We start from the raw sequence: 12,295 nt of genomic DNA, 5'->3' as shown, positions 1-12,295 counted from the left end.
CCCCTACACCCTTAACATTGCCAAATTCACCTAATGTAGTGGGTCGTAAATTGGCTAGGTCAATAAGTACTGTATCAGGGAAGATAAGATATGGTCGAAGCCCTGCCTCTTCGGCTAAGCGCTTACGATGTTGTCGTAAATGTTCAAATAAACCACCCGACCCAGAACTAGATTTTCCTCGTGCTGTGGTAGACGTAGACCGACTAGTTCGAGATGGTACAGACACATGTTGCCTAATTTCCTCCACCTCTTTATGCCCAGCGAGGACCTCCTCAGCACCAGCCGTCAAGGATAGCACAGGATACTTACCTGAAGAACTACGCAAATAACCAGAAGCTACAAATTGTTGGATGAGCCCTTTAATAGATTTCTCGTCTACATTACTTAGTAAACCAAATACAGGGAGTGCATCGTGGCCTGCCCGCATAATGCGATCAGTTCGCTCACCGCGTACGATAGAGGTAATCATAGAGGCACCATAGCGCTCATCAGTACCCATAATAGCACGGAAGATAGCCTTCGCCTCTTTTGTTACATTGACCTTATCACCGGAGCCTTTACAGGAACTACAATTATCGCAAGTAGTCCAAACGGTGCTTTCACCAAAATAGTTAAGCATATATTTACGTAAACAATTACTACAGAAACAGTAGTCAATCATAGACTGTAATTTACGGAGTTCCACCTCTTGTCGCTCAGGCGTCTCGATGGACTGTTCAATCAAATACTTATGAACCTGTACATCCTGCCCACTGTAGAGCAAGATACATTCTGCAGGAGCCCCATCGCGACCTGCACGCCCGGCCTCTTGATAGTAAGACTCCATGTTGCGCGGCATTTGGTAGTGCAACACATAGCGCACATTACTCTTGTCGATGCCCATCCCAAAGGCATTAGTAGCCACCATGACCTGCAGTTTATCATCTGCATAAGCGTTTTGCATCTCACGGCGTACTTCATCGCTGAGCCCCCCATGATAATGGCCCACCTTAATGCCTGCACGGGTTAGATTTTCATACACTCGATCTACATCCTTACGCGTCGCACAATAGATAATACCATTTTCGTTGACATGTTGGCGCACATAGTGAACCACATAATCCATGCGCTTTGGTGTACGGATGACAGAGAAGGATAAATTAGGACGATCAAAGCCCGTTACATACACATTAGCCTTGTCTAATCCTAATAATTTCTTGATATCATTTTCTACATATTTCGTAGCCGTCGCCGTGAAAGCCCCTACAATAGGTCTTTTAGGCAGTGAGTTGAGCCACTCACCGATAAGGCGATAGGACGGTCTAAAGTCATGGCCCCACTCAGAGATACAATGAGCCTCATCCACAATGACTTGAGCAATAGGCAACGCTCGCAATACATTACAGAAGAAATTAGAACCTAGTCGCTCCGGCGCAATATATAAGAGTTTAATCTTACCACTACGCACTTCGTACATCGTTTTATTAAACTCCGCTTGCGTAAGGGTACTATTGATGAGCGCCGCTGGTATATTCTGCACTAAAAGACCATCCACCTGATCTTTCATCAGAGAAATCAGTGGTGAGAATACAATCGTTAGCCCCGCCTTGCAGAGTGCAGGTATCTGAAAACAGATAGACTTACCAGCCCCCGTCGGCATGATACCGATTACATCTTCATTGCGTAATAAGGATGCAATAGGAGCCTCTTGAGCCGGTCTAAAGGAGGTGTACCCAAAGTAAGTTTCTAACATGCGTAGTGCTTGTTGTTTTGTCACAACTGGTTGTTTTAGATTTTCTTGTTTTCTTGCCCCCTGTTGATCCATGAGTACCTCCTTTCACGTGTCATTTTTCCATTCTATTATTTTATCATATTTCGAGTATTTTCGGTTTATTAGTGTATACGATTTATAGGTTACCCGTCTAATGCACAAGATGAAAGTATATACTTAAAATTCGTATAGAAATCAATACAATCTCATAAAATTTTTACACTCTAAAGTGCTAATATATGATACAATAAGAATTATTTATAATACTATAGAATGAAAATTTAACCTAAAATTTAACCTAAGGAGGTTTTATATAGTCATGACACAAGACAACTTAATGATTATTATCGCCTTTGCCTTATACCTAGGACTCATGATGTATATCGGGGTCTACTACTATCGCAAATCGAACAGCATCGGTGATTACATCCTCGGTGGCCGACAACTAGGTCCATGGATTACAGCGCTTAGCGCGGAGGCCTCTGATATGAGTGGTTGGATGCTTATGGGTGTTCCGGGCCTCGCGTATACAACGGGGATTTCAGGAGTATGGATTGCCGTAGGCCTTACGTTAGGGACTTGGGCAAACTGGAAATTCGTTTCTAGACGCTTGCGTAACCATACAGAGGTAGCTAGCGATAGCCTTACCTTACCGGATTATTTGAAAAATCGTTTCCACGATCAATCCCATTCGGTAGCGGTTATCTCAGCCCTATTCATCTTGATTTTCTTCTTGATTTATACATCATCGGGCTTTGTAGCAGGGGGCAAGTTATTCAACACCATCTTCGGTCTTGATTACACCGTATCCCTCTTCATTACCGCAGGCATCGTCGTATTTTACACCTTCCTCGGTGGTTTCCTCGCTGTATCTTGGACGGACTGTATTCAAGGGGCATTGATGTTCTTCGCCATCTTAGCAGTACCGATTACAGCAGCCATGTTCATGGGCGGCCCCATAGAAACATTCCAGCTCATCCAACAGGAGTTTCCACAAGGTCTTAACTTATTTGGTAATCCATCCGATTGGTTCACTTGGGCTATCAGCTTAATCTCCGCTCTCGGTTGGGGTCTAGGTTACTTTGGTCAACCCCATATTCTCGTAAGATTCATGGCCATCTCCGATGCTAAAGAGTTAAAAAAATCTACAAATATCGCCATGGTATGGGTTATCTTATCCCTTATGGCAGCTATCGCAGTAGGCCTCATCGGTCACGTATACATGTTGCCAGATAAACTGGTAGGTACTGATGCGGAAACAGTGTTCCTCATCATGACAGAACGTCTCTTTACTCCATTTGTAGCAGGTCTCATCTGGTCTGCAGTACTCGCAGCTATCATGAGTACTGCATCTGCACAATTGTTAGTAACAGCTTCCGCTATTGCTAATGACTTCTATGCGAATATCATTCATCCTAAAGCAGGCGATAAGGAGCTGGTACTAGTAAGCCGTATCGTAGTACTACTAGTTGCATTAATAGCCATCTATATGGCAATGGATCCAGATAGCTACATCTTAACAATGGTTGCCTATGCATGGGCAGGCTTTGGTGCTGCCTTTGGTCCAGCCATCTTGTTCTCCTTGTTCTGGAAACGCATGACACGTCATGGCTGTATCGCTGGTATCGTAGTTGGTGGTTTAACAGTACTGATTTGGAAACAATTTGAATTCCTTGGTCTATACGAAATCGTGCCAGGCTTCCTCTTCTCTTCCATCGCGATTTACGTGGTGAGTATCATGGATAAGTTACCGCCTCGTCCAGTACTTAAGGACTATAAAGAAGCAGAGAAAATGCACGTCCTATAAAATGAGTACTACACGTCTTATAAAATGATTACTGTACGTTTACTAAATAAGCGCTGTACTTTCTATAAAACAGAACACATAAAAATAGAGCTAGTTGATTCAACGATCAACTAGCTCTTTTATTATGAATATTGTTGTAAGCCTTCTTTTATAGCTTCCTTCACTTCAGTCACCAAGGATGCTGGTGAAAGTACTTTTACACTTTGCATATATTGGAGAGCCCAATATTTAAAAGCGTGATGATTTACACGTACGCGACATACCACATCATCAGGTGTTACATCACTAAATTCCACATTACCATCGAACCAATCTAAGATTTGATTTACGATAGAACGTTTTGCTTTAAAGCTCACCATAATGGATTCACCACCGAACATATAAATATGCTCTTTTACGTATTGAGACACATTAAAGGTGCGTTGCTGTTGGTATCCCTTTATCTCCCGTAAAGGTTTTCTCCGTTCGCTTAGCACCGTAATGTGTGCAATACGATCGACGCGCAATGTAGACATGTCGTCATAATTTTCGTGGTTCCCAACTAGGTAATAGTGTCCCCGATTCATTACTAGTTGGAATGGATTAAATACATATTTCCGTTCCTTGTTGTCTGGACCAAGATTGATATGTAAACGCTTATCCACGTCAGGTTGGCAATAGGCCAACGAAATTTTTCTCCCCTTTTGTATCGCTTCTTCTATGAGATCAATGTTAAGGAATAAGTCCTGACTTCTATGAAGGTAACCTGTAGCACTTTCAATATCAATACCATGTGGCTTGAAATGAGAGCTGCCCAGTTTAGCAACACGACTAATTAAATCCTTACGTTGAGATGCTGTAATATGGCGAGAAGCCAACACACCATCAATCAATAATCGCAATTCCGAATCTTCAAAAGTATGAATCATGTAGAAATCTGTACGGCGAATAGTGCCATCTGCTCCCACAGCAGACTCTTCACATTGAATACCAAAATCACCAGATTCATATAAATCATTTAAATGACGGCCTAAGGTCTTCCGATCCACGGACACCTCGTACCGCTCAGCTAATATACTGCGGATCTCCTCTTGAGATAAAGTATGATTAGCATCTGTTTCACTTTTCAGGATTTCTAGTATGTATACTAGAACTGCCTTCTTAGATGCCATAAAAGACTCCTTTTACAAATAATACAATTAGTACAACTAATACAATTTATATAATCATCCACAACACACCGGATGATGTTCACAAAAATACCCATACATAGTATACCATACTTTTCATATATGGTTCATTTATTTCTCATTAATTTTATCGATTTACTATACTTTTTTAGCAAGATTAAATAACTAAATGTAATAATTATTAAATAATTCTAAACTTAATTATATAAAACAAAACCCGTTAACACTTTTTACATATAAATGTTATAAGTATAACGGGTTTTAATTTTCACCATGAAGTTAATATGAATAATTTTTTTAAAGCTCAGAATCCTAATACATTGTCAGTCCCTATTAAGAAATACCATCTGTTTTCTTATTTCTAAGGAAACCTAGATCTCCCATGCGCTTTGTCAGCTCATTATAAAAGGCTTCTGCCATCGCATTTTGGTGCTTACCAGTTTGCGATTTATCGGCACTAAAAATGGTATCTTTAATTTTTTTAGTTAAAGTAGACTTAGATTTTGGTTTATTCAACAACTCCATGAACATTAAATCTTCTTCAGAAATATCTCCAATAGCATCATTAAATGAATTCCCACCGTAAATATACTCACCACCACCATCAGCTATGGCTTTCACTAAGTTTGTAAATCGTGCCGGTACATAGGATAGACCTTCCATGTACTCATGCTTTTCTGGGAATGTTTTATAGAAACGAATACCACCGCGTACCATATGCTCTACTACAGCTTTATATAGACTGCATACAGCAGGTTCCAATTCATCAGCAGATGCATTAGCCGCCTCATGAGCCGCTTTTAATATAGCTAATGCTTCAATCATGTTAAAGGTGCCACCATCCTTGATTAGAGCTTGAAATGTATCTTTTACTAAGGTATTTTCAAACATTTCCAAAGCCTCTTCATCAAATAGAATTTGGAAGGTAAAGTTATTTATGGCAGTACGCACAGGAATTGTATTTACTTCAGCAGGATTTGACACAGCATAACTAATATCTTTCGCAGTACTTGCTTTACAGATAATAGACTTACGGAATGTGGTATCAAGCATAAAATCTAAATATTGCTCTTGATCTGCTTGGCTGTTAGGCGCTAGTTGCTCAAGTTTGTCTGCAATGCTTTCATCATAAGTACGAACCATAGATAATGTAAGATCTGCATCACCTACATAAGCTAGATTATGTGTCTTAAGATGGTCGTTAAATTGATAGAGATAACATGGATCATTATGAGGTTCTAAATGGTCATGACCTACATAATAGTCGTCCTTTTGCATAACGGAGCGCAAGGCACCGAGGAATTTACTATTACGTTCTTTGAGATTATCGTAGTTAAGGATTTGGGCACCTACCAAGCTACCCACAGTCTTACCACGCAATACCTTTTCCTTATGCGTAGATTCATCATGGCCACGATTAGCAAATAACATGAGCTGACGAACCTCTTCCATGGTATGCCAGCCTGGATAGGTATTATAAGATACATAAGCAATACCATTATCAGCTAAATGATTGGAAATAATATCAAGCAATTTATCCTTCATTTCATCGCTGATCCAAGAGTAGAAACCGTGCGCAATAATATAGTCAAAGGTTCCCATGGATTCATCAAAATTCAAGATATCCCCTTGTACTAAAGATACATTATAAAGTTTTGCATCCTCGATAATTTTATTTCCCTTCTCTACTTGGTCTTGTGAAAGTTCAATCCCTACAAAGGTCGCTTCAGGATTGTGAGCTGCTTGGGAAATGATATTACCACCATAGGTAGCACCTAATTCAAGGACACGCGCCGTTTTAGCCGTTGGTGGCTTAAGACCTACAAGTGTACCATATGCCTCTAAATAGGCAGGTGTAGTAAAAGGAAATGGATAGGATTTATAGCCTAACTCTTTATATATCGTTTGTTGCATTTCTTCATTTGCCATTTGTGTATTATCCTTAGCCATATATACCTCTATATTTAATATTAGAATTATTCAAATATGTATTACTAACATTATGTATTGCTAGCATTATGCATAGCTACTTATCATTATACCAAATTCCAAATATATTACCTATGTTTCGAGCAGTTAATACGCAAATAATACAACAAAAAGAGGCACCCTCGAAAGGGTGCCTCATATAGTTATCAGTCGTTAAATAACGAATTATTTTACGTCTTCAAAACCTTTTTGTAAGCGAACATAGCTTAAGCGACGTTCTTTAGCGTCTTGTTCAGTTTTAGCGAACAATTCTTCTGCAACGTCTGGAGCTGCTTTAGCCAAGGAAGCGTAACGTACTTCACCTTTAAGGAAGTCTTGGAAGCTTTCAGTTGGTTCTTTGGAATCCAAGGAGAATGGATTTTTACCTTCTTCTTTAAGTTGAGGGTTGTATCTGTAAAGATCCCAGTAACCAGCTGCAACTGCTTTACGTTGTTCTTCTTGAGCTTTACCCATACCAGCTTTAATACCATGGTTGATACATGGGCTGTAAGCAATGATCAAGGATGGACCTGGATATGCTTCAGCTTCTGTAACAGCTTTCATCAATTGGTTTTTGTCTGCACCCATAGCTACTTGTGCTACGTATACATAACCATAAGACATAGCCATCATGCCAAGGTCTTTTTTCTTAGTACGTTTACCAGAAGCTGCGAATTGAGCAACTGCTGCTACGTTAGTGGATTTGGAAGCTTGACCACCAGTGTTGGAGTATACTTCAGTATCGAATACGAAGATGTTGATGTCTTCGCCAGAAGCTAATACATGGTCAACACCACCGAAACCGATATCGTATGCCCAGCCGTCACCACCGAAGATCCAGTGGGAACGTTTGATCAAGAATTGTTTTTTCTCAAGAAGTTCTTTCAACTCAGGAGTTGTAGCACCTTCAGCTTCGATAGCTGCTACTAAACGTTCGGAACGTTGACGAGTAGCCGCACCAAGGTTAGCGAATTCAAGCCATTGTTCTAAAGCTTCTTTCAATTCGCCAGTAGCAGTTTCAGCAGCTTTCGCAGCCACTTCTGCTAATTGTTGACGAACTTTCTTAACACCGATGTACATACCATAACCATACTCAGCATTGTCCTCGAACAAGGAGTTAGCCCAAGAAGGACCTTGACCTTGTTGGTTAGTTGTGTATGGAGATGCAGGCATGGAAGCACCCCAGATGGAGGAACAACCAGTTGCATTGGCAATCATCATGCGGTCGCCGAATAATTGAGTTAACAATTTAGCGTAAGGAGTTTCACCACAACCTGCGCAAGCACCGGAGAACTCGAACAATGGTTGTTCGAATTGAGAACCTTTAAGAGTCTCTTTATTCATAGGGTTTTCTTTTACAGGAAGGTTAACACCGTAATTCCAAGCTTCAGCTTGTTCAATTTCAGTGTCGATGGAAGTCATTACGATAGCTTTGCCTTTTGGAGATGGACAGATATCAACACAGTTACCGCAACCCAAGCAGTCTAATGGGGATACTGCGATACGGAATTGAAGATCTTTAGCGCCCATAGCAGGGATTGTATCGAAATGTTCTGGAGCCGCAGCCACTTCTGCTTCAGTTGCCAAAATTGGACGAATTGTAGCATGTGGACATACGAAGGAACATTGGTTACATTGGATACAGTTTTCTGGTAACCATTTTGGAACGAACAATGCAGGACCGCGTTTTTCGAATTTAGCAGTACCAGCAGGTAATGTACCGTCTTCGTAACCAGCAAATGTGGATACAGGAAGATCGTAACCAGCTTGAGCATTGATTGGTTGTGCAATGTTTTGAACGAAGGATGGGCAAGACTCACAACCAGGTTTTACTGTGTGGTTGCCTTCATCAACAGCGTTTTTCCAGTCAGCAGGAACATCTACTTTTACCAAAGCGCCAACGCCTTGATCGATAGCAGCATTGTTCATGTCAACGATGTTTTGACCTTTTTTACCGTAAGAAGTTACTACGGATTCTTTAAGGTATTTAACAGCATCTTCAACAGGGATGATTTCAGTCAATTTGAAGAATGCAGCTTGAGTTACCATGTTGATACGACCGCCCAAACCGATTTCGGAAGCGATTTTCGCAGCATTGATGATGTAGAAGTTCAATTCTTTTTCTGCGATTTGACGACGTAATTTAGCAGGTAAATGTTCGTTCAATTCTTCAGGAGACCAAGTACAGTTCAACAAGAATGTACCACCTTTTTTGATGCCGCGGATCAAGTCGTATTCATGTACGTAAGATTGACGGTGACATGCTACGAATTGAGGTTCAGTTACCAAGTAAGGTAAGTTGATTGGGTTTTTACCAAAACGAAGGTGAGACATTGTTACGCCACCAGATTTTTTGGAGTCGTAGTCGAAGTATGCTTGAGCATACATGTCAGTGTGGTCACCGATGATTTTGATAGCGGATTTATTCGCACCTACAGTACCGTCAGAACCGAAGCCCCAGAATTTACATTCAGTCAAACCAGGAGTTTCTACTTCTACGCCTTCAGCACGATCTAAGGACAAGAATGTAACATCGTCATTGATACCCAATGTGAAGAATTTCTTGCCATTTTCAGCAGCTAAGTTATCGAATACAGCCACGATGTCTGCAGGGATAACGTCTTTGGAGCTCAAACCATAACGACCAGCGATAACTTTTACGTTACGGCCGCCGTCAACTACAGCTGCTTGTACGTCCAAGAACAATGGTTCAGCCAAAGCGCCTGGTTCTTTAGTACGGTCAAGAACTGCAATGCGTTCTACAGTTTGAGGAAGAGCTTTCAACAAACGATCTGTTGCGAATGGACGGAACAAGTGAACGTTGATAAAGCCTACTTTACGACCCAATTTGTTGAGGTAATCAACAGTGGATTGTACTACTTGAGCGGAAGAACCCATAGTAACGATTACGTCAGTTGCATCAGGAGCACCATAGTAGTTGAACAATTGGTAGTTAGTACCAGCCAATTTGTTAACTTCGTTCATATAATGTTCTACAACGTCTGGAAGTTCCAAGTAGAATTTGTTGGATGCTTCACGATGTTGGAAGTATACGTCAGGGTTTTCTGCAGTACCACGAGTTACAGGAGCATCTGGGTTCAAAGCTTTTTTACGGAAAGCTTTAACAGCGTCCATGTCTACTAATGGTTTCAAATCTTCATAGTCCCAGATTTCGATTTTTTGAATTTCGTGGGATGTACGGAAACCGTCGAAGAAGTTGATGAAAGGTACGCGAGTTTTAATAGCTGTCAAGTGAGCTACTGCGGACAAGTCCATTACTTCTTGTACGGAGGATTCAGCTAGCATAGCGCAACCGGATGCACGAGCAGCCATAACGTCTTGATGGTCACCAAAGATAGACAAAGCATGTGCAGCCAATGCACGAGCAGCTACTTGGAATACACCTGGAAGTAATTCGCCTGCTACTTTGTATAAGTTAGGAAGCATCAATAACAAACCTTGGGAAGATGTGAAAGTTGTTGTTAATGCGCCAGCTTGTAAGGAACCGTGGAATGCAGCAGCAGCGCCTGCTTCAGATTGCATTTCTACAACTTGAACAGTGTTGCCGAAGATGTTTTTACGACCAGCAGCAGACCATTCGTCAATGTGTTCTGGCATTGGGGAAGATGGAGTGATTGGGTAAATCGCAGCAACTTCTGTAAAACCATAAGAAACGTGAGCAGCCGCTTGGTTGCCGTCCATAGTTTTAAATTTACGACTCATGTGATTATTGCCTCCTTAAGCGTTTAGCAAAAATAGAACACTTGCTTAATCTATCATTATGTTTAGGAATAACAACCATTACAAACTTGCGTACATGAAAAAATAATGCAATAATATATATGTTATATATAATACGGCATTATGTGTGAACATACTTTTTTGTAATGGGCACAACCATAATTCCTAATATCATAACTTGATATAGCCCTATAAACTAATTATAACGTGCTGGGCCCTATCAACGCAACACATACAGTGACTGTCGCTTTGCCAATATTGCTATTCATGCTTTACATAAAGTAATAGCTAGTTGCATTCTAGTAATAACTATTCTCATTTAGCCAGGTCACTTCCTATAACCAAGTTTTATTTTTAGGGGGTTAATTATGGATTTTCATCATTTGAAATACTTCGTTGAAGTAGCTGATCAAAAAAGCTTCAGTAAGGCTGCGAGGAATTTACACATCTCCCAATCTGCTATCAGCCGTACTATCAAAGCTTTAGAAGACGAACTTGGTGTTGTTCTCTTCATGCGTAATGCTAAATCTGTAGAACTTACTGATGGGGGTACCATCTTCTTAACCCACGCTAAACGCGTTGTGTTTATGTTTGAACATCTAAAAACTGATTTTGAAAATGAATTTCGTTTGGAGCAAGGTTCCATCCGAATTGGTATTCCACCAATTACAGATGCACCAATCTTTGCCCAATTATTAGGGGAGTTCAAAAAAGTATATCCGCAAATTGAATTAGAGCTATATGAACAAGGTTCTAAAAAGGTTGAAATCAGCGTTCAAGAAGGTTTAATTGATATTGGTATCATCTGTACTAAACCAAACCCTAAAGAATTTGAGTCCTTCTACCTTACTAGTGACCCACTTTCCGTTATCATTCCAAAATCCAGCCCTCTAGCGAAGGAAAAAGAAATTCGTTTAGAAATGTTAGCTGATGAATCCTTTGTATTGCACAAAGACGACTTCAACTTACATGACGAAATCATCAAAGCTTGTAAGCACACCGGTTTCCAACCGCATATCGTGTTTGAAACAAGTCAACGTGATCTTATGTTACAAACGGTTAGTGCAGACCTTGCCATCGCATTGTTACCATCTCGCCTCTGCCCTGAGGTAGGTGAAAACACTGAGGTTGGTTCCAAGGTTGTCGTAAGACCACTAGTGCCTGAAATCATTCATACCCTCTATGTTATTTGGAAAAAAGGTCATTACCTCTCTCACGCTTCTCGCTTGTGGTTAGACTTTGTAAATTCCAAATTACCATTACCTGGATTACAACTCGAGGATCGTCAATAATGAATAGAACATCTGGGCTCGCAGCTAAATTGCGGGCCCTTTTGAAAGCTAAAGAAGCTCCTATGTGGGGCGTGATTATTGTGCTGGTTATTGTTATAATCTTCCAGCAAATACAAATTTCAGAATTACAATGGCGCGTCGATGAAGACCATGATGGCTCCACCATCAATAGCGTAGCAGGTCGCCTATACATCCTAGAAGGGATGGCTAATAAACATAGCGATCAATTAGACGAAGTCTTTAAAAATATTCGCCAACTCCAAAATGATGGTGCTAAGTACGACTGGGAGCTAAAACAACTACAATGGTTACACCCAGAACTCAAAGTACAACCGCCAGAGGCCAATCCACACCAATTCAAATCGACAGATTTAAACCTCGATATGAACCCTGGGAAAGTGCCTGATGTAACAAAATAAAATATGCCAGACACAGTACTTGGACTCAAACGAGTAAAAATACTGTCTCTGGCTTTTTATAATAAAAGAGCTATACCTCATACATTCGCTACCATGTGAATGCATTAGAGATATAGCTCTTTTAATTTTGAAATTTGATTCAGGGCTAC

General features: G+C 40.6%; 7 protein-coding genes. 3 read left to right on the top strand and 4 right to left on the bottom strand.

Features of this window, described 5'->3' with window-relative positions; genetic code table 11:
• Window positions 1–1,804 (bottom strand): DNA helicase RecQ (recQ, locus tag RYM16_RS03520; RefSeq protein WP_314982337.1); only part of this gene is annotated, 1,804 nt, incomplete at its 3' end.
• Between the two features lie 265 nt (window positions 1,805–2,069).
• On the opposite strand from recQ, the gene putP reads away from it, so the two are divergent.
• Window positions 2,070–3,557 (top strand): sodium/proline symporter PutP, encoded by a 1,488-nt coding sequence (gene putP / locus RYM16_RS03515; RefSeq protein ID WP_314982335.1) that lies wholly within the window; start codon window positions 2,070–2,072, stop codon window positions 3,555–3,557.
• A 122-nt stretch (window positions 3,558–3,679) separates the two neighbouring features.
• Here the strand turns inward: putP and RYM16_RS03510 are convergent, their stop codons facing one another.
• The 3 genes from RYM16_RS03510 to nifJ form a co-directional block, all read right to left on the bottom strand.
• On the bottom strand, window positions 3,680–4,708 hold the full coding sequence (locus RYM16_RS03510; RefSeq protein WP_265137685.1) for a YafY family protein: 1,029 nt from the start codon (window positions 4,706–4,708) through the stop codon (window positions 3,680–3,682).
• 351 nt (window positions 4,709–5,059) lie between these two features.
• Window positions 5,060–6,676 (bottom strand): methyltransferase regulatory domain-containing protein, encoded by a 1,617-nt coding sequence (locus RYM16_RS03505; RefSeq protein ID WP_314982332.1) that lies wholly within the window; start codon window positions 6,674–6,676, stop codon window positions 5,060–5,062.
• 204 nt (window positions 6,677–6,880) lie between these two features.
• Window positions 6,881–10,417: a pyruvate:ferredoxin (flavodoxin) oxidoreductase gene (gene nifJ, locus RYM16_RS03500; protein ID WP_274204091.1), complete on the bottom strand. Its 3,537-nt coding sequence runs from the start codon at window positions 10,415–10,417 to the stop codon at window positions 6,881–6,883.
• A 386-nt stretch (window positions 10,418–10,803) separates the two neighbouring features.
• Between nifJ and RYM16_RS03495 the strand changes: the two genes are divergently transcribed.
• A complete protein-coding gene (locus tag RYM16_RS03495; RefSeq protein ID WP_009351004.1) occupies window positions 10,804–11,727 on the top strand; it encodes a LysR family transcriptional regulator in 924 nt (307 codons plus the stop codon).
• A complete protein-coding gene (locus tag RYM16_RS03490; RefSeq protein ID WP_314982330.1) occupies window positions 11,727–12,146 on the top strand; it encodes a hypothetical protein in 420 nt (139 codons plus the stop codon). Before RYM16_RS03495 ends, RYM16_RS03490 begins: the two co-directional genes overlap by 1 nt.
• Window positions 12,147–12,295 lie beyond the last annotated feature (149 nt).

This window comes from uncultured Veillonella sp., assembly GCF_963524655.1.
Lineage (GTDB): Bacteria > Bacillota > Negativicutes > Veillonellales > Veillonellaceae > Veillonella.
This window is presented reverse-complemented; position numbering and strand designations above follow the sequence as displayed.

Excerpts from the sequence above, each read along its gene's own strand:
- putP (WP_314982335.1), top strand. The coding sequence starts at position 2,070 with ATGACACAAGACAACTTAATGATTATTATCGCCTTTGCCTTATACCTA.
- RYM16_RS03505 (WP_314982332.1), bottom strand. The coding sequence starts at position 6,676 with ATGGCTAAGGATAATACACAAATGGCAAATGAAGAAATGCAACAAACG.
- RYM16_RS03510 (WP_265137685.1), bottom strand. The coding sequence starts at position 4,708 with ATGGCATCTAAGAAGGCAGTTCTAGTATACATACTAGAAATCCTGAAA.
- RYM16_RS03490 (WP_314982330.1), top strand. The coding sequence starts at position 11,727 with ATGAATAGAACATCTGGGCTCGCAGCTAAATTGCGGGCCCTTTTGAAA.
- RYM16_RS03495 (WP_009351004.1), top strand. The coding sequence starts at position 10,804 with ATGGATTTTCATCATTTGAAATACTTCGTTGAAGTAGCTGATCAAAAA.
- nifJ (WP_274204091.1), bottom strand. The coding sequence starts at position 10,417 with ATGAGTCGTAAATTTAAAACTATGGACGGCAACCAAGCGGCTGCTCAC.